This window comes from Paenibacillus sp. J31R120, from assembly GCF_056269225.1.
On sequence record NZ_JBWDNN010000006.1, the window covers coordinates 261949 to 284525 of the forward strand.

The 22577-nt window shown below is 52.0% G+C and carries 23 protein-coding genes; 15 read left to right on the plus strand and 8 right to left on the minus strand.

Going from position 1 to position 22577, the window contains the following annotated elements; all coding sequences use genetic code 11:
* Positions 1–84: 84 nt before the first annotated feature.
* On the plus strand, positions 85–1632 hold the full coding sequence (locus tag AC0YNW_RS21765; RefSeq protein ID WP_475833726.1) for a trypsin-like peptidase domain-containing protein: 1548 nt from the start codon (positions 85–87) through the stop codon (positions 1630–1632).
* Between the two features lie 149 nt (positions 1633–1781).
* Positions 1782–3608, plus strand: a complete 1827-nt coding sequence (locus tag AC0YNW_RS21770; RefSeq protein ID WP_475833727.1) for a B12-binding domain-containing radical SAM protein — start codon at positions 1782–1784, stop codon at positions 3606–3608.
* Positions 3609–3701: 93 nt separating this feature from the next.
* On the opposite strand, the gene AC0YNW_RS21775 is transcribed toward AC0YNW_RS21770, so the two are convergent.
* Genes AC0YNW_RS21775 through mnmL form a run of 4 tightly spaced genes read right to left on the minus strand, consistent with a single transcriptional unit; the run spans position 3702 to position 6702 of the window.
* The gene (locus tag AC0YNW_RS21775) at positions 3702–4679 is read right to left on the minus strand and encodes a type I phosphomannose isomerase catalytic subunit (RefSeq protein WP_475833728.1); all 978 of its coding nucleotides are present in this window, start codon (positions 4677–4679) and stop codon (positions 3702–3704) included.
* Positions 4680–4701: 22 nt separating this feature from the next.
* Complete coding sequence (locus AC0YNW_RS21780; protein ID WP_475833729.1) at positions 4702–5112, minus strand: VOC family protein; 411 nt, start codon at positions 5110–5112, stop codon at positions 4702–4704.
* A gap of 48 nt (positions 5113–5160) precedes the next feature.
* Positions 5161–5739: a tRNA 5-(aminomethyl)-2-thiouridylate-methyltransferase MnmM gene (gene mnmM / locus AC0YNW_RS21785; RefSeq protein ID WP_475833730.1), complete on the minus strand. Its 579-nt coding sequence runs from the start codon at positions 5737–5739 to the stop codon at positions 5161–5163.
* Between the two features lie 3 nt (positions 5740–5742).
* Complete coding sequence (gene mnmL / locus AC0YNW_RS21790; protein ID WP_475833731.1) at positions 5743–6702, minus strand: tRNA modification radical SAM protein MnmL/YtqA; 960 nt, start codon at positions 6700–6702, stop codon at positions 5743–5745.
* Positions 6703–6982: 280 nt separating this feature from the next.
* Between mnmL and AC0YNW_RS21795 the strand changes: the two genes are divergently transcribed.
* Positions 6983–7189 (plus strand): hypothetical protein, encoded by a 207-nt coding sequence (locus AC0YNW_RS21795; protein ID WP_120108160.1) that lies wholly within the window; start codon positions 6983–6985, stop codon positions 7187–7189.
* 211 nt (positions 7190–7400) lie between these two features.
* On the plus strand, positions 7401–8159 hold the full coding sequence (trmB, locus tag AC0YNW_RS21800; RefSeq protein ID WP_475833732.1) for a tRNA (guanosine(46)-N7)-methyltransferase TrmB: 759 nt from the start codon (positions 7401–7403) through the stop codon (positions 8157–8159).
* 9 nt (positions 8160–8168) lie between these two features.
* On the opposite strand, the gene AC0YNW_RS21805 is transcribed toward trmB, so the two are convergent.
* Entirely contained in the window at positions 8169–8738 is a 570-nt protein-coding gene (locus tag AC0YNW_RS21805; protein WP_475833733.1) for a phosphatase PAP2 family protein, read from the minus strand.
* A 215-nt stretch (positions 8739–8953) separates the two neighbouring features.
* Between AC0YNW_RS21805 and AC0YNW_RS21810 the strand changes: the two genes are divergently transcribed.
* The 6 genes from AC0YNW_RS21810 (at position 8954) to AC0YNW_RS21835 (ending at position 13625) form a co-directional block, all read left to right on the plus strand.
* A complete protein-coding gene (locus AC0YNW_RS21810) occupies positions 8954–10144 on the plus strand; it encodes a glycosyltransferase family 4 protein (RefSeq protein WP_475833734.1) in 1191 nt (396 codons plus the stop codon).
* 310 nt (positions 10145–10454) lie between these two features.
* Positions 10455–11690 (plus strand): glycosyltransferase family 2 protein, encoded by a 1236-nt coding sequence (locus AC0YNW_RS21815; RefSeq protein ID WP_475833735.1) that lies wholly within the window; start codon positions 10455–10457, stop codon positions 11688–11690.
* 283 nt (positions 11691–11973) lie between these two features.
* Positions 11974–12471: a translation initiation factor IF-3 gene (infC, locus tag AC0YNW_RS21820; RefSeq protein WP_387476911.1), complete on the plus strand. Its 498-nt coding sequence runs from the start codon at positions 11974–11976 to the stop codon at positions 12469–12471.
* A 33-nt stretch (positions 12472–12504) separates the two neighbouring features.
* The gene (gene rpmI / locus AC0YNW_RS21825) at positions 12505–12705 is read left to right on the plus strand and encodes a 50S ribosomal protein L35 (protein WP_068682086.1); all 201 of its coding nucleotides are present in this window, start codon (positions 12505–12507) and stop codon (positions 12703–12705) included.
* A gap of 44 nt (positions 12706–12749) precedes the next feature.
* Entirely contained in the window at positions 12750–13109 is a 360-nt protein-coding gene (gene rplT / locus AC0YNW_RS21830) for a 50S ribosomal protein L20 (protein WP_387476543.1), read from the plus strand.
* A 147-nt stretch (positions 13110–13256) separates the two neighbouring features.
* Positions 13257–13625 carry a hypothetical protein gene (locus tag AC0YNW_RS21835; RefSeq protein ID WP_475833736.1) on the plus strand — a complete coding sequence of 123 codons (369 nt, stop codon included), beginning with the start codon at positions 13257–13259 and terminating at the stop codon, positions 13623–13625.
* A 13-nt stretch (positions 13626–13638) separates the two neighbouring features.
* Here AC0YNW_RS21835 and AC0YNW_RS21840 read toward each other — a convergent pair whose 3' ends face one another.
* Positions 13639–14094, minus strand: coding sequence for a GNAT family N-acetyltransferase (locus tag AC0YNW_RS21840; RefSeq protein WP_475833737.1), 456 nt, complete (start codon positions 14092–14094; stop codon positions 13639–13641).
* Positions 14095–14620: 526 nt separating this feature from the next.
* On the opposite strand from AC0YNW_RS21840, the gene ilvB reads away from it, so the two are divergent.
* The 4 genes from ilvB (at position 14621) to AC0YNW_RS21860 (ending at position 19682) form a co-directional block, all read left to right on the plus strand.
* Positions 14621–16366, plus strand: coding sequence for a biosynthetic-type acetolactate synthase large subunit (gene ilvB / locus AC0YNW_RS21845; RefSeq protein WP_475833738.1), 1746 nt, complete (start codon positions 14621–14623; stop codon positions 16364–16366).
* The gene (gene ilvN, locus AC0YNW_RS21850; protein WP_387476534.1) at positions 16363–16851 is read left to right on the plus strand and encodes an acetolactate synthase small subunit; all 489 of its coding nucleotides are present in this window, start codon (positions 16363–16365) and stop codon (positions 16849–16851) included. Before ilvB ends, ilvN begins: the two co-directional genes overlap by 4 nt.
* Positions 16852–17001: 150 nt before the next feature.
* Positions 17002–17994, plus strand: coding sequence for a ketol-acid reductoisomerase (gene ilvC, locus AC0YNW_RS21855; RefSeq protein ID WP_119798765.1), 993 nt, complete (start codon positions 17002–17004; stop codon positions 17992–17994).
* A gap of 143 nt (positions 17995–18137) precedes the next feature.
* Entirely contained in the window at positions 18138–19682 is a 1545-nt protein-coding gene (locus AC0YNW_RS21860) for a 2-isopropylmalate synthase (RefSeq protein WP_387476532.1), read from the plus strand.
* Between the two features lie 158 nt (positions 19683–19840).
* Here the strand turns inward: AC0YNW_RS21860 and AC0YNW_RS21865 are convergent, their stop codons facing one another.
* Entirely contained in the window at positions 19841–20149 is a 309-nt protein-coding gene (locus tag AC0YNW_RS21865; protein ID WP_475833739.1) for a hypothetical protein, read from the minus strand.
* Positions 20142–20786, minus strand: a complete 645-nt coding sequence (locus AC0YNW_RS21870; protein WP_475833740.1) for a DUF1361 domain-containing protein — start codon at positions 20784–20786, stop codon at positions 20142–20144. The genes AC0YNW_RS21865 and AC0YNW_RS21870 overlap by 8 nt, the downstream gene beginning before the upstream one ends.
* A 236-nt stretch (positions 20787–21022) precedes the next feature.
* Between AC0YNW_RS21870 and leuB the strand changes: the two genes are divergently transcribed.
* Positions 21023–22102 (plus strand): 3-isopropylmalate dehydrogenase, encoded by a 1080-nt coding sequence (gene leuB, locus AC0YNW_RS21875; RefSeq protein WP_387476526.1) that lies wholly within the window; start codon positions 21023–21025, stop codon positions 22100–22102.
* The last annotated feature ends 475 nt before the right edge of the window (positions 22103–22577 follow it).

The window sequence follows — 22577 nt, forward strand, 5'->3', positions numbered from 1 at the left end:
CATTTCATAGACACGTGCCGATCAACATGATAGGATGATCTGGTATATGTTTCTAGGTGAATATGGGAGGACGTGGAGAACTAGATGAAGAAGCTAGGATATAAGGCTGTAGCCAGCTCCCTGCTGGTTGCAGGCTTGCTGCTGGCGCCCGTTTCTGCTGTAACGACGGACGTTGCGGCTGCTGCCAGCTCCGCCAAGGAGACGACGGCATCGATTCAACTATGGGTGGATGGAAAGCAGCTTAAGCTGTCGGCACCTATCTACAAAGAAAACGGCGTAACGCTTGCTCCCTTGACGGATTTGCTGAATGCACTGGAGGCTTCTTCGGTCTATGAGAAGAAGTCGCAGACGGTCATTATCCGCAGCAGTACGCTCACGATTACATTGGCAATCGGGCAGAAGGAAGCGATTGTGAACGGCAAGACGGTGAAGATGGATGCAGCGGCAACAACTCAAAACAACGTCGTCTATGTTCCGCTCCGCTTCATCGCCGAGAAGCTGGAAGCTAAGGTGGAGTGGGATAAGGCTGCCAACGCCATTAAGGTGAAAAGCTGGTATTATCAGCAATTGGAGAAGTATGAGGAGGAAGAAGAAACGGGAGCGGTCTATCGCGAAGAAGACAAGCTGTCCTCCACCCAAATTGTTGATTTGTTTGACGAAAGCGTCATGATGATCATGACGAACAAAGGGCTGGGCAGCGGTGTGGTTATTGGCGAGGATTTGATTTTGACCAATTATCATGTCATCTTCGACGCAACTTCCGCTATTGCGAATTCGATCTATTATGACGAGTTCAAGGTGAAGGGTGTCGTCGCCTATGACGAGGAAGCTGATTTGGCGATCTTGCGTACAGAAGAACCTATGGATTTGGTTCCGGTTGGTCTGAGCTACGACTATCTTGCCCGCAAGGGTGATCGCGTCTATGCGATCGGAAGCCCGCAAGGCTTGATGAATACGGTCTCTACGGGACTTATTAGCAATTATCATTTCGAGAACGGCGTTTCTTATCTTCAAACGAATGCTCAGACGGACCATGGCAGCTCCGGCGGCGCCTTGTTCAATGAATACGGCGAGCTCGTAGGAATTACGACTGCCGGTATGGATAACTCCTTGGCCAACATCGGTATTGCGGTATCTGCCTTCCACGCGGCTGAATTGGTTGAATCAGTGACAGAGGATATGGTGAAGAAGGCTGCATTCTTGACGCCTCCGCTTCCGGACTCGCTGAAAGGCGTAGCGAATGAAGAGATTCAGAAGCTGATGAAAAAGGAATTTTCCGTCGCGCAGACGCTGGAGGGCAATGCTGAGATTACGAACTGGCAAGTGCGCCGCGATGCGGACGGCTGGCTCGTATTTACGGCTAATATCGATCCCGTCTTCTATCTCTATTATGGAGCGGCGACGGCAGGCGAGCTGAGATTATGGTCGGTGAATCTGGCGCATGAGCTTCATCGCATGCTGCCTGATGAGCAGATTCAGGTGACGATTTCGTTCCAGCGCGATTACAGCTTCCAACCAAGAGGCCTCGCTTCTGACGAAGTGACTCCGCTTGGTGAAGGCAAATGGCGTGTTCATTATCCGGTCATCGACTTGCAGCTGAAAGACCAGCTCTATATAAAAACCAGATTCTAGTTCAAAAGAGGACGTCCTTGCCGAAAGCGGCGAATAGGGACGCCTCTTCTTTTTTGGCGTGAAGTTCGGTACAATAGAAGGCAGCTTGTCGCTGTCCCATGGATAGCGGCGTATGCACACTGACTAAAGTTAGAGAGGTTTATCCCCATATGAAAGTCGTGCTATCTACCCTTAACGCCAAGTTTATTCATACGTCGCTCGCTCTGCGCTGTCTGAAGGCATACAGCGAGCATCAATTCGATATTGATATTGCGGAATACACCATTAAAGACCCGGCGATGAACATCGTGTCTGACTTATTCTCCAGAAATCCCGATGTCATCGGCTTCTCCTGTTATATCTGGAATATTGAAGAGACGATTACCGTCGTCAATATGCTGCGCAAGATTAAACCGGACATCCGTATCGTCCTTGGCGGCCCGGAAGTGAGCTATGATACCGAGCAATGGATGGAGCGTCTGCAGGATATCGATTTCATCGTAATGGGAGAAGGGGAAGAGACCTTCCATCACTTGCTGACGGAGCTTGAAGGCGACGGAAAATTCCATATGGTATTCGGGCTGGCTTACCGCAAGCGTAAAGGCGAAGAGTCGGAGATTGTGATTACTCCCGGCCGTCCGAAGCTTAACCTGAATGAACTGCCTTCTCCGCACCGGTTCAAGGAGGATATTCCTCATCTGGGCAGCCGCGTTGTTTATTTTGAGACGAGCAGAGGCTGTCCGTTCAGCTGCCAGTTTTGCTTGTCCAGCATCGAGGTGGGGGTGCGGTACTTTGATATGGACCGGACGAAATCCGATATTCTATATCTGATCGAGAATGGCGCCAAGCTGATTAAGTTCGTGGACCGGACCTTTAACATTAAGCGGGATTATGCGCTGGAGATGTTCCAATTTCTCATTGAGAACCATCAAGGCTGCGTGTTCCAATTCGAGATTACGGCCGACATCATGCGGCCGGAGGTGCTCGATTATTTGGCCGAGCATGCGCCTCCCGGCATCTTCCGCTTCGAGATTGGCGTCCAATCGACCAATGATCCGACTAATCTTGCGGTTCAGCGCCGCCAGAACTGGTCCAAGCTGGTCCGTACGGTGACGAAAGTGAAGGATTCTGGCAAAATTGATCAGCATCTGGATTTGATTGCAGGCTTACCGCTGGAAAACTACGATACGTTCAGAGGAACGTTCAATGATGTATTCGCCTTGCGGCCAGAGGAGCTGCAGCTTGGCTTCCTGAAGATGCTGCGCGGAACGGGATTGCGTCTGGATGCCGAGAAGTGGGGCTATATCTATATGGACAGAGCGCCATATGAGATGCTGGGCAACGATCTGATGCCGTTCGGCGATATCGTCCGCATTAAGCGGGTAGAGGATGTGCTGGAAAAATATTGGAATGCGCACCGGATGGATCATACTTTGCTTTATTTGGTCGATCGCGTCTTCCCGTCTCCATTCGATTTCTTCCAGCTGTTCGGCGATTATTGGGAGCAGCGCGGCTGGCAGAAGATCGGCCATCAGCTGGAGGACCTGTTCTCGCGGCTATGGTCTTTCCTTACAACTGTCAGCCAAGGGGAAGCGGCCGGACTGGCGGAGGAGTACAAGGATAAGCTGGATCTGGATGCGGTGCTCGGTCTCATGAAATATGATTATTTCCTGAACCATAACTACAAGCCGCGCAAGATCTGGTGGGACTTTACGATGGAGAAGCAGGAATGGTCCGGCTGGATGAAGAAGCTGGGCGAATCGCCGGAGATCGTCTCCGGGAACTTCGCAGCATTGGGGCTTCACGAGCGGGAGCTTTACAAGCACGCTGTTCTGGAGATTATGCCATTCGATCTGGCTGTATTCCTGGAGACGGGAGAGCTGCGCAGGGACCGGCATACGCTGCTTGTGGTGATCTATGCGCTTGGACAAGAGGGAAGCAAGCCAAAGCCGCGTCCGTTCATGATGGCGTTGGAACCGGCCGCAGTCCGACCGTAACAAAGATTGATAACGGCGAAAATAAGGACCATCCCGGCAGATTAATCTGCCGGGATGGTCCTTATTCTTTGGTATGTGTTGCTTCAGCGTGTCTTAAGAAGCAGGAACGGAGCATCGCAGCACCGTCAATGATCCGCACAATTCATAACGCCCCAGTGTTGCCGGGAGCAGGAAGCAGTCACCTGTCCGCGCAGGCAGCTCGCCGTCCCCCCAGCGCAGGTGCCCCTCGCCTTCCGCAATCATCAGGATGATGAAGCTCTCTATGGAGGTATCAGCTGCTTCGCTGTAATTAATCAGGCCCTTCTCGACGTGAAAATAAGGCGATTCTGCTATCGTCAGCCAATGCCCTGCCTGGAGATCCGATGTGTCCATCCGGCTGGCGCCGACATCGTGATAAGCAATGACCTGCAGCGAATCCTTGATGTGCAGCTCTCGCGGATTGCCATCCAGTCCCGGACGGTCGTAATCATACAAGCGATAGGTGGTATCGGAGTTTTGCTGAATCTCGGCTACTACAACGCCAGAACAGAGTGCATGCACCGTACCGGCAGGGATGTAGAAGGCATCTCCGGCTTTGACGGATACTTCATGAAGCGTATCCATAATCCGGTCTTCTTCAATGGCTGTCACCATGGCCTGCGCATCGATGTGTTCCTTCAGCCCATATATGATTTTCGCTCCCGGCTTGGCCTCGAGTATATACCACATCTCCGTCTTCCCCGACTCATCATCGGGCAAGCCTTCGTAATCATCGGCGGGATGAACCTGCACGGACAGATCGTCATTGCAGTCCAGCAGCTTGATCAATAAAGGGAACCTACCGTTGCCAGCAGATGAGCCCCGTGTGCCGAGCCACTCGCAGCCGTACTTCTCCCGTATCTGATCCAGGCCAAGCCCCTTTAACGGACCGTTCTCGACACGGGTAATGCCGTTGGGGTGATCGCTGATCATCCAGCCTTCGCCGATATCGCCCGGAGGCAGCTCCAGACCGAAGTCTTCCAAGGCGCGGCCGCCCCATATCCGTTCCTTCATCTCCGCTTTGAATTGAAGCGGGTATGCTTTAATGCTCATATGGAGCAACCTCCTGTGACTGCTATTTTGAAAAGAATGATAGAGGTTGGCCAGGCTGGAACAATTCCAGAATTTCGCCGTCTGGACCATAGAAGAAGAAATACCTCGCACCGTTCGGCAACGTCGTGATGTCGGTATCACGCAGCTCTACCGGCAATCCCTTGATGCGCTCGACCTCTGCGTCAAGATCATCTACGGTCAAGGCGATATGGTGAACTTTGCCTTCCGCAGGCAGCGAATCATTATAGCCTTCAATTAATTCAATCTCGGTTTCTTCATGGCCGGGAAAAGCAAGAAAAGCCAGCCGAATGATGCCGTTCGTATGTGTCATCGTATATTTATGGACGAGTCCAAGCACTTCCGTATAGAAGGAGACAGATGCTTCAATATTTTTAACCATAATGCCAATATGCTCAAGCTTTTTGACTGCCACGGGGACATTCTCCTCTCGTTTATCAGAACAATGAAATGAATGGTTGTTCTAGACGGTTTTTCGTTTCTCTACCGCAATCAGATAGGGAGCGGCGCTTCGCTGCGGCTGGCGGTACAGTACTGCTTGTCCGAGCGACTGCGGCAAGCCTGCAGCCCACGCTTCCACAGCAGCGGCTTCTAGGTCGCCGCCGGGATGGCCGGGGTAGAGCACGCATGTCAGAATGCCTCCGGGACGAAGCAGGCCCATCGCGGCTTGCAGCGCCTCAATCGTGGACTCTGGCTGGGTCACGATACTTTGATCGCTGCCCGGAAGGTATCCCAAATTAAACATTATGGCGGCTATTTGGCCGGTGTGTTCCGGCGCGACCGCCTTCGCCATCCCCGCATGGTCCTGCAGCAGAAGCTGCACCTGAGGAAGCCCTCCCGCTGCTTCAAGCCGCTCGCGGGTCCGATCAAGGGCGGACTGCTGGATGTCGAAGGAATAGACGACTCCTTTGGAGCCGACCAGCTCAGCAAGTGCTAGCGTATCGACGCCGCCGCCTGCTGTCGCGTCGATGACGGCGTCTCCGCTGCCGGCGCGCTCCGAAGTCCACTTATGGGCCATGCTTAGCACGGACAAGAATCCCACCGCTTACACCTCCCGCTGCCACAGCCGGCCTTGCCACGTATTGCGGCGGCGCAGCTCGGCGTCGATGCCGTTCAGCACTTCCCATTTCTTCAAGCTCCACATCGGGCCGATCAACAGATCTCTTGGTGCGTCGCCGGTCAGGCGATGAACGATCATCTCCGGCGGCAGCAGCTCAAGCGAATCTACGATCAGCTTAATATATTCGTCCTGCTCCAGGAATTGCAGCAGTCCCGCTTCGTATTGATTTACCATCGGCGTCTTGCGCATCAAGTGGAGCAGGTGGATCTTGATTCCCTGCACGTCCATCCGCGCGACTGCCCGGCAGGTATCGATCATCATTTCATGAGTCTCCTGCGGCAAGCCGTAAATAATATGCGCGCATACCCGTATGCCCCGCTCCCGCAGACGCCTTACGGCGTCGAGATAACATTCCGTATCATGGGCGCGGTTAATAAGCTGGGAGGTCGATTCATGGACGGACTGCAGTCCCATCTCGATCCAAAGGTAAGTACGCTCATTCAGCTCGGCCAAGTAGTCGACGACATCGTCAGGCAGACAGTCCGGACGAGTTGCAATGGACAAGCCCACTACGCCGGGCTGCTGTAGAATGACCTCGTAATACTCGCGAAGCTCCTCTACCGGAGCATACGTATTCGTATAGGCCTGGAAGTAGCCGATATAACCCGCCTCCGGCCACTTTTGATGCTGCCGGTCCCGAATCGTATTGAACTGGGTCACCAGATCGTCGCGCCGTCTGCCGGCGAAGTCTCCCGAGCCGCGTGCGCTGCAGAATGTGCAGCCGCCTTTGGCGATGCTGCCGTCCCGGTTGGGGCAAGTGAATCCGGCGTCCAGCATCACCTTGAATACTTTGCCGCCGAATTGCTCCCTCATTTCGTAATTCCACGTATGAAATCTTTTATCAGCCCAGAGCATCGGTTGTCCGGGCGCCCCTATATCAATCATGAATTTCCCCTTCTTCCACAACGTTCACCCTTCATTTTAACGAAAAACGGACCGAAAAGCCATGCTTGCACAACGCCAACAGAATAATCGTTCGGATATCGGGAAAACTGGAAGCTAACGCGAGAAAACCGTAATTTAGGCTTGAAAAACCTAACATGATGTGTTATATTAAAAGTGCGACAAATCAATGAAAATACCTGACATAGTCTAAATGTAACCGCACACATGAAAAGTCGATTAATTGGAAACGGGATTATATAAATCGATGAGGTGATGTGAGATGAATTTGACAAAAATTCCGAATGGCGATGAGAAAGTAACCGTAGAACTGACAGTGAAGGAACTGATGGCGCTGGCAGGCGTACACTTCCACGCCAACCATGACGTGAAGGTATCTGCGCGCCGGAAGCTGAATATGGTGCTGGAAGACGCATGGGAGAAGGACGGCAAGGACAACGCGCCGATCTCGTACCAGTTCCTGAACTGATTGCAGGAGATACATGTCTGAATCGCAAGAGGCGTTTCTCGCGAGGAGCCAACGAAGGGCTTCGCGAAGACGCCTCTTTTTTGTGCAGCATTTTCCTGTTGGGAGATTAGGAGAAAAACGCTTTACAACGGGGGCAGAGTTGGTCACAATAAGGACTGACCATTTATCAAGCACGTTATGTGATTAGCCTACAAAAGAGGAGAATAACGATATGCGTTTAAGAGGTAGAAAAGGCATCCGAGAGAATTTGGAAGGACAGCCGGAGCTGGTTGTGCTGGACGCAACGCCGCATCGCGGCAAGTGGCGCGAGTTTTTCGGCAACGATAATCCCATTTATGTGGAGCTAGGCATGGGCAAGGGGCGTTTCATCAGCCAGATGAGCGTACGCAATCCCCATATCAACTTCGTTGGGGTGGACATGTACGACGAGCTGCTGAGAAGAGCAAGTGAGAAAGCGCGTATCGCATGGGAAGAGAAGGGCGAGGAGACGCCTCCGAACCTGGCTCTGCTGCGCGCCAACATTGAAGACATCGAGAATATGTTCGCTCCGGGCGAACTGGAACGTGTCTATCTGAACTTCAGCGATCCATGGCCAAAGAGCAAGCATGCGCGCCGCAGATTGACGCATCAGCGTTTTGTATCCAAATATATCGAGATTCTGAACGAGCGCGGCGAAATTCATTTCAAGACGGATTCCCAGTCGCTGTTCGAATTTTCGCTTAACAGCTTCGCCGATATGGAGCTGGTTATGCGTAATATCTCGCTGCATCTGCATAAGGACGAGCCTCGTGAGGATCTCGTATTTACCGAATACGAAATGAAATTTATGCAGAAGGGCCAGCCGATCCATCGGTTAGAGGTGGTTATCGGTTCGGAGGCGCTGCGCGAACATCGCGAGAATAAACAAAAAAGCCTGCGGGATGAAGCGGCCGCAAGCTCTGATTCCAATGAAGATGGTACAGATGAATAATAATGATGGCTATATGATAGCCGCCGGATAGATCCAGAAGTAATAGACGGTGTAAGCCGTGACCGTACCGATGATCGCTCCGGCGGCGACGTCTGAAGGATAATGCAGGCCCAGATGCATCCGCGACCAGGCGACGGACAGGGCGATGATCATGGCCGCCGGCGTGAACGCCAGCGTCCAGATTCCTCCGGTCAGCAGCAACGGCACAATCCATGCGAAGATCGCTGTCGTATGTCCGGACGGGAATGAGGAATCCTGCAGCGGCTTCGGGCAGGTCTGGACCTCGGGCATCGCCTGGTATGGACGAAGCCTCTTGAATTTACGTTTCACAATGGCAACCGGTAGATGACTGATGGCAACCGCCGCAAGGCATTGCCATCCTGCCGTGTTCCAGGGAGCGGGTGCAAGCAAGGCAAGCAGCAGGGCGGAGACGAGCGTGAACGTAGCGCCGCCCATATGCGTGACCGTGCTCAGCCATCTGTCGACCGCCTGGTACATCCTGCCGCCAGAAGTCCTCCGATTCGCCCACATTAGCATTCTTCGCTCTCTAGCTCTCATCCAACCTATCATTCTCTGCATCGCTGTCATCCTCTCTCCCGTAGGCAGGCTGAACTCCATCTCTTGTTTCTATTGTAACAAAAGATTATTGCCGGAGCGTTAACGAAATAATAATTCTGAATTAACTCTACCTTCATACCCTCTTAATCCGTTTCAAACATACGCGCTCTATCCTTATAAGTAAGTACGCCCGCGAGCAGCTGTAGGTTGCGGGACAACAAGGAGGAGAGGCGAATTTGAAAATCGCGATATTTACCGATACGTACGATCCCGATGTGAATGGTGTAGCCCGGACGCTAAGCAGGTGGACCTGTTACCTGGAGACAAAGGGAGTGCGCAGCAAAGTATTTGCGCCGGAGCCCTCTGTGTCTTTTCATCCCCTTGCCCCATCACATGCCGTGGAACGATTCGCGAGCTTGCCGTTTTTCCTCTACCCCGAATGCAGGCTTGCCCTTCCTAATCCGGCTCATATCCGAAGAGAGCTTGCCCGCTTCCAGCCTGATCTCATTCATGTCGCCACCCCGTTCAACCTAGGCCTGTTCGGCATTCACTACGCCCGCAAATACAACATTCCGCTCATCGCTTCCTACCACACCAACTTCGATCAATATTTATCGTTTTACAATCTACAATGGATGGAAAAGCTGTTATGGAGGTATATGAATTGGTTTCATCGGGACTGTAAGGCTATATTTGCGCCTTCTGAGACGACTCGTCTGGCCTTAATCGACCGTGGCTGGGAGCCCTCGAGGCTGAAGCTGTGGAGCAGGGGTGTGGATCATGGGACATTCCATCCCCTGGTGAACAGGCATGAGCATCGGGAGAGAAACGGCATCGGCGTGAACGTTTTTCTAGCCTTTTATGCCGGGAGATTGGCGCCGGAGAAGGACATGGAGACCGCGATTGATGCCTTTGCCATGTTCCAGAGAGCGTCGGCTCCGGATGCGGTGTTCGTTATTGCGGGCGATGGACCATCCGCCGCTGCTTTGATGGACAGATGTGAACGTGCTGGCGTGAATGCTACGTTTATCGGTTTCGCCGACGCCGGGGAGCTGCAGCGCTGGTACGCCTCCGCCGACGTGCTGCTTTTTCCTTCGCCAACTGAAACCTTCGGCAATGTCGCTCTAGAAGCAATGGCCTGCGGAACGCCGGTTATCGCGGCGGATGCAGGCGGTGTGCGCGATACGGTAAGAGATGGGGAGAATGGCTTGCTCAGGCGTCCCGGCGACGCGGAAAACTTCGCTGAAGCGCTTGGGCTCCTATTTGCCGACGAGGAACTGAGGGAGAGGCTGGGGCGGAATGCTCATGCCTATAGCCTGTCGCAATCCTGGGACGCGATATTCGACACCCTTCTTGCGAGTTGTATGACGATTGCCGCGGCATCCTGGCATGAGATCCCAGCTGTTCGGGAAAGGCAGATTAATTAATTTTAATAAGATCGAAACAATCAAGGACATTTGTGCTAAAAACGAAGCATTTGGTTGAGAATAAGACGGAAGCGACGAAAAGCGAGGGGAACAGTCTCCCCCGATTGAATGCAAGCGTTTTTCTGACGGAATTAAGCGTAAATAAGTCAAATTCCCATTTTGACAAAGTGGGAGGTTTCCGTAGAAAATCAGGAAGTCATAAGAAAGTTAAAAATTCACATCGGCTGACTGAAAACAAAAAGAAAGCCCGACTCGTATAGAGATAAGGAGCGGGCACACACAAAATGGGGTTTTAAGGGGGCAATACCGTATGATTTTTACCGTAGTGTTTATTATTTTTCAGGTTGTACTGGCCTGTATCGCGGTGTACCAATTCTCGCTCTCCCTGTTCGGATTCATGAAGAATAAGAGCAGGAAGCGCCATGCGCCAAACAAATCGTTCGCCGTGCTCGTAGCCGCGCACAACGAAGAAAAGGTAGTTGGCGCCCTAATCGAAAATTTGAAGAAGCTTGATTATCCGGAAGAATTGTTCGACATCTTCGTCATCTGCGACAACTGCACAGACGGCACAGCCGATATTGCCAGAAGCATGGGCGTGCACGCCTGCGAGCGGACGAACTACCATCTGCGGGGCAAAGGCTACGCGATCGAATGGATGCTCAAGGAGCTATGGGCGATGCCGCGCCAATATGACGCAATCGTCATGTTCGACGCCGACAACCTGGTCAACCGCGACTTCCTGCAGCTGATGAACGACGATCTGTGCGAGGGCCATCAAGTCATTCAAGGCTACCTCGATACCAAAAATCCGGGCGATTCCTGGATCACGGCAGCTTACGCCATTACGTACTGGTACTGCAACCGCTTGTGGCAGTTGTCGAGAACCAACTTGAAAATGAGTAACTTCCTGGGTGGAACGGGCATGTGCTTCGAATCCAATCTGCTGAAGGAAATGGGATGGGGCGCAACGAGCCTTGTGGAGGATCTGGAGTTCTCCATGCGCTGCGTAAAGCGCAATATCTATCCGATCCTGAATTACGACGCCAAGGTGTACGACGAGAAGCCGGTATCGTTCCGCGCTTCTGCCAGACAGCGACTGCGCTGGATGCAGGGACACTTCAACGTGGCCCGCAATTACTTCTTCCCGCTTCTATGGGCGAGCATTAAGGAACGCAACCTGGTCAAGTTCGACGCCGCAATCTATACGATTTCCGTCTACAATACGCTGCTCGGCTTCCTGCTGACAGCCGTGATGTGGATCGATATGGCGCTTCCGGCTCCTAACGTCATCCATTCGCTCTATGGGTACCTGCCATGGTGGCTGATCGGAATAGTGATTGCCGCTACGGTCCTGCAATTCCCGGCAGCGATGATGATGGAGAAGGTGAGAAGCAAGAAGATGTACATGCACTTGCTGACGCTGCCATTCTTCTTGATCTCCTGGTGGCCCATTACGTTCTACGCGTTCTTCACGCAAAACAACAAGACATGGAGCCACACGCAGCATACGCGCGTTGTCCGTATCGAAGAAGTGCAGAGCAAATAAAGCAATCGCCGCTGTTGACATGCAATAGGCGGTATGCTATAGTAATTCAGTATTGTGTTATGACATATTCGCACAAGCAGAAGCGCCCGCTTCTCACCTTTCGGCTTGGCTGACTGGTTCGCGATAATCGGATGGGTATGCTGACGTTCCTTCGGGAGCGGCACTAGCAGAATCAATGAACGGTTATGAGATGCGGGTTCTAGCGAATCCGCATTTTTTTTATTTGGATCAATAAGATCGTATACCATTTTGGAGGTGGCACGTTATTAGCAGAGAACATCAAATCAACGATGAAATCCGGGCCAGAGAAGTTCGTTTGGTAGGAGCGGATGGAGAGCAGATCGGCATTAAATCGACTCGCGACGCGTTGCAGCTTGCTGCTGACGCTGGTCTGGATCTGGTGAACGTTGCGCCGACGGCCAAACCGCCGGTATGCCGCATCATGGACTACGGCAAATTCCGTTACGAGCAACAGAAGAAAGACAAAGAAGCGCGCAAGAATCAGAAAATCGTTGACGTGAAGGAAGTCTGGTTCCGCGCCAATATTGAGGAACATGACTATCAAGTGAAATTCCGCAACGTCGTCAAGTTTCTGAATGAAGGCGACAAGGTGAAGGCTTCCGTACGCTTCCGCGGCCGCGAGATCACGCATGCGTCGATCGGCCAGAAGATTCTGGAACGTCTGTCCAAAGAGGTTGCCGAAATATGCAATGTCGAGCGCGCTCCCAAGCTGGAAGGCCGGAGCATGATTATGATTTTGGCACCAAAAACCAACAGCTAACGGCTGGACCAACATTAAGGAGGATAAACTGACATGCCAAAGATGAAAACGCACAGCAGTCTGAAGGACCGCTTCAAAATTACCGGTACTGGTAAAGTGAAACGCTACAAAGCTTACAGAAACCACTTGCTTTCGCACAAATCGGGACGTCAAAAACGCGTTCTTGCGGGTCAACCGCTTATGGCCGCTGGCGACGTTCGCCGTTTGCAGCAAGGTCTTTCCAACCTGAAATAATCATCGTTTAAGATACAAATTCAACCCACAGGAGGTTTCCACTCATGGCAAGAGTTAAAGGCGGCTTTGTCCGCGCTCGTCGTCGTAAAAGAATTCTAAAGCTGGCTAAAGGTTATTTCGGTTCGAAACATCGTCTGTTTAAAACAGCGAAGGAGCAAGTAGGCAAGTCCCTTATGTACGCTTACCGCGACCGTCGTAACAAAAAACGCGACATCCGCAGACTGTGGATCGTTCGTATCAACGCAGCAGCTCGCGTGAACGGCCTGTCCTACAGCAAATTCATGCATGGTTTGAAGCTTGCGGGCGTAGAAGTTAACCGCAAGATGCTTGCTGACCTGGCTGTTAACGATATTACATCGTTCAACTCCCTGGCTGGCGTTGCCAAACAAAAAATCAACGCTTAGTCGATACTGAGCGTTTCAAGAGGCCTCGCCTTTCGTCACAAACGTGACGGAGGCGAGGCCTCTTTGCGCTTGCCCGCGGACAAACATACAGGCATGCCGAAGCCACTCTGAATACATTGAAGAATAACGGGAAAGGAGGGATTTGGCATGCGTAATAATGTTTCCAGGGCACAAGTGCGGAAACTGGTCGGCAAATCCATCTATGCAATGCGCAAGGACGGTTCCGTTGTCTCGGGCAAGCTGGTCGCGCTTCGGGGCAACCGGCTCATTATGTCTAAGGGCAAAGGAAAAGGTTCGAAGGGCAAGAAAGCAAGAACAAAGGCTTTCTTCTTATGGCCGCTGCTTCTGTTTGATCTGCTCGCCATCGGAACACTTCCGTTCTGGGGCGGCGGCTTCGGATTTGGAGGCGGCTTTGGCGGAGGATACGGCGGCTGTGGCTGCGGCGTGCCGTCTTGCGGCGGCTGCGGTTATGGCGGAGGCGGCTATCCCGGCGGCGGATATTTCAACGGGTACTGATAAGGTTTAATTACTAGGATGGCGAGGCCAGCGGTTTAAGCAGTTCATAACATTGAAGCTCCGGAACATACCGGACGGTGTGATAGCCGAGCTTGTTGTAGAAATGATGGGCTCTGCCATTGATCCGGTCGACGAACAGTCGGGCCATATGGCAATGACGCGCTTTGCCGAAGGCCTCGGCATGCGCCATCAAGGCAGTACCATAATGCCGTCCGCGATGCTCCGGATGCGTAACGAGCATGTCGACGATTAACTGCTGTTGATGCACATAGAAATGAACAAAGGCGACCGGAGGCCCGAATTTGGATCTAGTCGCGACATACGTTATGCCTTTGCGGAAGCGCTTCGGCAGCTCGCGTATCATACGGGCATCCAGCGGCCTCGCGGTATGGGACATCGGAATCAGCTCTGTACGGATGAGCCGGACAAGCTCGGCATCATCGGTTCTTGCTTTGCGTGCGCGAATCATGGTATCCTTCCATTCTACGCTGCGCTATTATAGGGCGCAGTTGCATGGGATTGCCGCTCTAGGGCTACACTAGTATATGAGCATTCGCGCAAGGTTGTGTGCAGTCGCTAAAGGATGCGGTAAAATAACGGGAGCCTTGTTCTTGACGAACTGTCAGAATCGGCATATAATAATGAAAAGTCATATCAATCGGCAATGATGAGGACGAAGTGTTAAGGGCTCTTTTGCTCAGAGAGCGATCGGATCAGCTGCAACCGACGCCAAAACCCCTTTTCTACGAGCTCACCTCGGAGCTATCCTCCTGAAAAGCAACCCGGGTTGCGTATTAGGGAGTATCGCAGGGCAAGCGTTACAGTGCCAACGGTAGAACGTCGATATGTGCACAGCGTTCTAACCTGTGGAGGTTATATATCGGGAGATATATAACGAATTTGGGTGGTACCACGGAAGATCAACCTTTCGTCCCTTCAGCTTTGAGGCTGAGGACGAAAGGTTTTTTTGTTTTTTCTTGAGAGGAGGAAGACTGATGGCAATGCAAGGTGCAACATTAAAGTCGAAAGAGGAATTAATCGAGAAGCTCTCCAAGCCTGAAGTGATTTCGGGTTCGGAAATTCTGCTTCGCAGTCTTCTGCTGGAAGGCGTAGATTGCGTATTTGGTTATCCGGGCGGCGCGGTTCTCTACATCTATGACGCAATGCACGGAAATCCCGACTTCAATCACTTGCTCACCAGACATGAGCAAGGCGCGATCCACGCTGCGGACGGCTACGCCCGGGCCAGCGGCAAAGTAGGCGTATGTATCGCTACTTCGGGACCGGGGGCGACGAACCTCGTGACCGGTATCGCAACAGCTTACATGGATTCTGTACCGCTTGTCGTCATTACGGGCAACGTCATGTCGACCTTGATCGGCACAGACGCCTTCCAGGAAGCGGATATTACCGGCATTACCATGCCGATTACAAAGCACAGCTACCTTGTTCGCAATGTTGAAGATCTGCCGCGTACGATCCATGAGGCATTCCATATTGCCAACACAGGACGCAAAGGCCCGGTATTAATTGATATTCCGAAGGATGTATCGGCAGCGAAGACGCTGTTCAAGCCGGTGAATGAAGTCAGCATCCGCGGCTACAATCCGACCATCTCGCCGAACAAGCTGCAAGTGGACAAAATGATCAAAGCGATCCAGGAAGCGAAAAAACCGCTTATTCTGGCTGGCGGCGGCGTAGTCTACTCCGGGGCGCATGAGGAATTGCTGGAATTCGCAACAAAGACGGAAATTCCGATTACGACGACCTTGCTTGGTCTTGGCGGATTCCCGAGCGGCAACGATCTATGGATCGGGATGCCGGGCATGCATGGCACGTATACCGCGAATATGTCGATTCAATCGGCGGATTTGCTCATTAATATCGGTGCTCGCTTCGATGACCGTGTAACTGGCAAGCTTTCGGGCTTCGCGCCAAATGCAAAAATCGTCCACATCGATATCGATCCGGCGGAGATCGGCAAGAATGTTCCGACGGACATTCCGATCGTAGGCGACGTCAAGACAGTACTGGCACAAGCCAACAAGCTAGCCGTACGCGCTGACAAAGCTGACGCATGGAGAGCGGACATTCAGGTTTCGAAGAAGCAATATCCATTCCGTTACATCGATTCCGAGACGGAATTGAAGCCGCAATGGGTTGTGGAAATGATTCATGAAACGACGAGTGGCGATGCGATCGTGACAACAGACGTAGGCCAGCATCAGATGTGGGCCGCGCAGTATTATCCGTTCAACAAGCCGCGTTCCTGGGTAACTTCAGGCGGCCTTGGCACGATGGGCTTCGGCTTCCCGTCGGCGATCGGCGCACAGATGGCGAATCCGGACCGCACAGTCGTATCGATCAACGGCGACGGCGGCATGCAGATGTGTGCGCAAGAACTCGCGATCTGCGCGATCAACAATATTCCGGTTAAAGTCGTTATTCTGAACAACCAGGTTCTAGGCATGGTTAGACAGTGGCAGGAGCTGATCCATGAGAACCGGTTCAGTCATATTGATCTGGCAGGCAGCCCTGACTTCGTCAAGCTGGCTGAGGCATACGGCGTAAAAGGCTTCCGCGCTTCGAACAAGGAAGAAGCACGCACGGCATGGGAGGAAGCGCTTCGTCATCCGGGTCCGGCGGTTGTCGAGTTCGTCGTACGCAGAGACGAAAACGTGTATCCGATGGTAGCCCAAGGCAGCACCATCGATCAAATGATCATGGGGGATGCGGAATGAAGAAGCATACGATTGCAGTTATCGTCAATGACCAGCCCGGCGTTCTGCAGCGCGTATCCGGCTTGTTCGGACGCCGCGGCTTCAATATTGAAAGCATCACAGTAGGCACAAGCGAAGAGCAAGGTCTCTCGCGCATGGTCATCGTGACCTCTGGCGACGATCATACGCTTGAGCAAATTACGAAGCAGCTCTATAAGCTGATTGATGTGATCAAAGTTATCGATCTGAGCGCCAATGCGATGGTAGCGCGCGAGCTGGCGCTGATCAAGGTGCATGCGGAGCCGTCATCCCGTCCGGAAATTCTGGGCGTCGTCGAGACGTTCCGTGCCGCAGTCGTCGATATCGGCACGCACTCGCTAATGGTGCAGGTCGTAGGCGACACCGAGAAGATAGATGCCATGATCGAGCTGATGAAGCCTTATGGCATCCGCGAGCTTTCACGCACTGGTGTAACCGCACTTAACCGCGGTAATGTGAAGCAATAATAATAATCTAGCTTGTCCTATCAAAAACAATTATCGTCAAATCCCGCTTTGAGCGGGAGTTTAAGAGGGGAAGCACGGAGACCTTGGTTTCTCGGCTCTCCGCTTAAACACCCGCTCAAAAGGGTTAAATTAAAGGAGGCAATTATTCTCATGGCAGTTACATTGTATTATGAAAAAGACGCCGATCAAGGCGTACTGCAAGGTAAAACAATCGCAGTTATCGGTTACGGAAGCCAAGGCCACGCACAAGCACAAAACCTTCGCGACAGCGGCTTGAAAGTTGTAATCGGTCTTCGTCCGGGCAAATCCGCAGACGTTGCCAAGAAAGACGGCTTTGAAGTATTGACAGTTGCAGAAGCGACTAAAGTGGCTGACGTGGTTCAAATCTTGCTTCCGGATGAGACGCAAGCGAAAGTATACAAAGAAGAAATCGAACCAAACCTGAAGCAAGGCGCGGCTCTGATGTTCTCTCACGGCTTCAATATCCATTACGGACAAATCGTGCCAAGCGCGGACAAAGACGTATTCCTAGTTGCTCCTAAGTCCCCAGGCCACATGGTTCGTCGTACGTATCAAGAAGGCTTCGGCGTTCCTGGTCTGATCGCGATTCATCAAGACGCTACTGGCAACGCAAAAGCAATCGGACTGGCTTATGCAAAAGGCATCGGCTGTACGCGTGCGGGCGTTATCGAAACTTCGTTCAAAGAAGAGACAGAAACAGATCTGTTCGGCGAGCAAGCAGTACTTTGCGGCGGCGCTTCCGCGCTTGTTAAAGCAGGCTTCGAGACGTTGGTTGAAGCTGGCTACGCGCCTGAGATGGCTTACTTCGAGTGCTTGCACGAGCTGAAGCTGATCGTTGACCTGATGTACGAAGGCGGTCTGGCTACAATGCGCGACTCCATCTCCAACACGGCTGAATACGGTGACTATGTAACAGGTCCTCGTATCGTGACTGAAGAGACGAAGAAAGAAATGAAACGCGTTCTGGAAGATATCCAATCCGGCCGTTTCGCTCGCGACTTCATCTTGGAGAACCAATCCGGCCGCGCTATGCTGACGGCTACTCGCCGCAACGAAGCTGCTCATCCAATCGAGCAAACAGGCGCGCAACTTCGCGAACTGATGCACTGGATCAAGAAATAATTACGCATTAAGTCATATACTTGATGTAATAAGAATAATCAATCCCGGTTCACCGGAGCGTATGCAAGGCCCGCTTCTTGCGTCCTTGCATGTCCGCTCTGTGTGCAATCGGGATCATTCTGTTCACGGAGGTAGAGGACATAATGCGGAAAATTTATATTTTCGATACAACGCTTCGTGACGGCGAGCAATCTCCTGGCGTTAACCTGAATACGAAGGAGAAGGTGGAGATCGCACTGCAGCTGGAGAAGCTGGGTGTGGATCGTATGGAAGCCGGCTTTCCTGCGGCATCCCCGGGCGACCTGGCAGCCGTTAACGCGGTTGCGCGCGCGGTGAAGAACGCTACCGTTATCGGTTTGTCCCGCTCGCGCGAGCAGGATATCGATGCCGTACGTGAAGCGCTGAAAGGCGCGCAGGATCCGTGCATCCACTTGTTCCTGGCGACAAGCCCGATCCACCGGAAGCATAAGCTTCGGATGGAGAAGGAGCAGGTGCTGGAAGCGGCGGATCGCGCTATTCGGTATGCGAAGCAATACTTTGACAAAGTCGAGTTTTCCCCGGAAGACGCGGGCCGTACGGAGCTTGATTTCCTCTGCCAGGTAACGGATATGGCGATCAAGGCTGGCGCAACTGTCGTCAACATTCCGGATACGGTCGGTTATTTGAATCCTCTGGAATTCGGCAACATCTTCAAGACGCTCAAGGAGCAGGTGCCGAATATCGAGAAAATTCAGCTAAGCGCCCATTGCCATGACGATCTCGGTATGGCGACAGCGAATTCGCTGGCAGCGATTATGAACGGAGCGGATCAAATCGAAGGCACCATTAACGGCATCGGCGAGCGCGCGGGCAACACAGCGCTTGAAGAAGTGGCTATGGCGCTGGCGACTCGTCCAGACTTCTTCGGAGCCCAGACGACGTTGAACCTGAAGGAAATTGCGAAGACCAGCCGTCTTGTCAGCAAGCTGACAGGGATGCCTGTTCCGGGCAACAAGGCAATCGTCGGCGCCAACGCCTTCGCACATGAGTCCGGTATTCATCAGGACGGTATGCTGAAGGAGAAGACGACGTACGAGATTATCTCCCCGGACGCAATCGGTCTGAAGGAATCCAAGCTCGTGCTTGGCAAGCATTCCGGCCGCCATGCATTCCGCGAGAAGCTGATCGACCTTGGCTACGAGCTTGCGGATGAAGCGGTGAATGCGGCGTTCGCCAAGTTCAAGGATTTGGCTGACCGCAAGAAGGCCGTTAATGACGAGGATATTCGCGCTCTTCTCGAAGAAAAGCTGACGGATACGCCGGAAGTGTTCACACTGGAGACGATCCAGGTTCACTACGGCAATCAATCTACGCCGAATGCGACTGTACGCGTTCGTACGGCTGAAGGCGAAGTGCGTGAAGAGACTGCTGAAGGCAACGGCTCCGTCGACGCGATCTACAATGCAATTGACGCAGCGACAAAGGAAGTGGTCGAGCTGGAGGACTACTCCATCAAGTCCGTCTCCCAAGGCAAGGACGCGCTTGGCGAAGTTCATGTCGTTCTCAAGCAGGACGAAGTAACGGCGCAAGGCCGCGGTCTCAGCACGGATATTCTGGAAGCGAGCGCACGAGCGTACCTGGATGCGGTCAATCGTCTGATTGACAAGCGCAAGTCGCCGGGCCGCCGCGACAAGATGAGCCTGATCTAAAGCGTTATAGCAAAAAGCACGAAGGACCATGCACGTTACGCTGCCTTATCGGCCGCGTTCCGCGCATTGATCCATCGTGCTTTTTTTGTATGCGAGGGTGTGTCGCTCTGATCGACCTTAGCGGATACTACATTGAATCCAGACATAGTTCGTCCAGCTCAGGCTGGAGACAGGAACCAGCCGACCACTCCGAATAGAATCATGTATTGCAGCAGCAATAGAAGATGAGTCCTTCTCCACAGCTTGCGCCTGTCTGCGGGAAGCTCACCCAGATCGCAGCTTGCGGCAGGTTCCAATTTGACGGCTTGATAGAGCAGTACATTGAGCCCGAACGGGAGCAGCAAGCCGATTAGTGTCCATGTTGCTGAACGTTCCAGTCGGTACAAAACGATAGATACATAGATTTGGAATGCGGCCGTTAAAACCAACAAACCGGTCATAATCGTATAAATATTCCAGTCACTCATGGGTCTGCTCCTTTGGCGAAGATGAAAACATCCAAATGATTATTAGTTGGAGGATGGTGATCCATCCGATAAACATCAGGGCATCTCTTGTGATTGCATTCAGGAATTCTCTCAGCAACGAGAGCGGTTCGGTGAACAGATGCACCGAGTGAAAACGAAGGAATCGCCCGATAAAGATCCCTACAGCTTGGAGGATAATGAACAAGAGCAGGATGACTCCGCTCCATCTGCTGCCAGCGAGCAGGCTGCGAATGCCCTTAATCATCGTGACATAATAAAATATGGCTAGCAGCACGCCTGTAACGAGCAGGAAGAAGTTCCACCATTCCCTCATAACCAGCCCGGCTGTATAGCGGAACGGGAACAGATTGAGATGGATGAGGTCCGTGACCATATAGAATATATTGGGTGACATAAGCAGAAACAGCAGATACACCAGCAGGCTTGCAGGCCATTCGCCTTTGCTCTTGGGACGGAATAAGGGCAGGAGATAAGAGATTTCCAGTGCTGCATAGGCGAGAAAAGAATTAAAAAGCAAAAAGGAATATGCATGATCCGTTGCCAGCAGCACAGCCAGAAACGAGAAAAATAAGATTCTCGCTTTATTGCGGTCGTTCAAGTTCCATTTGGTAGTCATTGGTTTCAATCCTCTACTATAGCTTCCATGTTACTTTTTATTTCTCATATTCTTAAAAGCTTAAACGAACCAAAAGCCGCAGGGGTTGCATGTAATCTGTTTCTGGAATAAGCAATAGGCAATTAGCTTATAGTTAATGACTATAAAGTTCATAGATTTTATATCTTTGTGTTAGACTCTCTTTTGTGGTACAAATGATAATAGACTGAGAATGATATAGAGGAGTGTTCGTGAAAATGGCAGACGTTAAAAAAATTGCGGTTCTAGGCGGCGACGGCATCGGCCCTGAGGTTGTTGGCGAAGCGTTGAAAGTTTTGAAAAAAACAGAGGAATTGTTCGGCTATCAATTCGAAACGGAGCATGCTTTATTCGGCGGCATCGCGATTGATGAGAAAGGCACTCCGCTTCCGCAGGATACGCTTGAGCTTTGCCAGAAGGCAGACGCGGTTCTGCTTGGCGCGGTAGGCGGTCCAAAATGGGACAACAACTCCAAGGAGCTGCGTCCAGAGACTGGCCTGCTTGGCATTCGCAAGGCGCTTGGCCTATTCTCCAATATCCGTCCAGCAACGGTATTCGATTGCTTGAAGGATGCGTCTACGCTTAAGCCTGAAGTTCTGGAAGGCACAGACCTGATCGTCGTGCGCGAGCTGACGGGCGGCATCTACTTCGGCGAGAAATTCCGCCGCGAAGGCGCAAACGGCGAAGAAGCCGTTGACACTTGCGTATACAACGTACAAGAAGTTGAGCGTATCGTACGCCAAGCGTTCGATATCGCCATGACTCGCGGCAAGCGTCTGGCTTCTGTCGACAAGGCAAACGTGCTTGAGACATCCCGCCTGTGGCGTGAAGTAGTTAACCGGGTTGCGGTTGAATATCCTGAGGTTGAGCTTGAGCATGTACTGGTCGACAACTGTGCGATGCAATTGCTTCGCCGTCCATCCAGCTTTGACGTTATCGTAACGGAGAACATGTTCGGCGACATCCTGAGCGACGAAGCGGCAATGCTGACGGGCTCCATCGGTATGTTGTCCTCTGCTTCCCTGGGCGAAGGCAGCTTCGGCTTGTACGAGCCGGTACACGGTTCTGCTCCTGACATCGCAGGCCAAGGCATCTCGAACCCGATCGCAACGATTCTGTCCGTTGCATTGATGTTCCGCCTGACGTTTGGCTACCATGATGCAGCGAAATCGATTGAAGATGCAGTCAAAAACGTCCTTGACGCTGGCCACCGTACAGGTGACATTGCTGTCGACAAGAGCCAAGCAATTGGCACGACGGCAATGGGCGATCTGATCGTTGCAGCAATGACGAAGTAATAGCTTCACCGATAGAGCAAAATATTGCGGTGCTAAGGAGGCGACTCCTGGCATCGCTTTTTTGTTTTGCTTTGTGCAATGCTCATTAGGAGTTGCAACAATTAGTTAGGCAATCCCGTTAGTAGATGATATAGCAGTGGTGGTTATATGCAATGATCTTAAATGCAGGCTGTGAATGATAGAGCTGTTTATATTTTCGTATTTTTGTTTAAGTAGTTATGTTTATGTTTATAGACTAATAACGGACAGAGTCAACGGAGCAATAAATATTCTGGAGAAGCGAAAGCGTTCGCCTTTGTATCCGGATTCCAACCGCTGAGGTTAGTTGAGGGGATCTGGATACAACAGTGATCGGAAGAATGTTTCTTGCGCAGTGGCGCTTGTAAGCATGATCTGAAACTCAGGCTGTGAATGACAGCCGTGGACTGGATTATAATGTGGTTTGGATTTGGGGTTAAAATGACGCAAGCAAGAG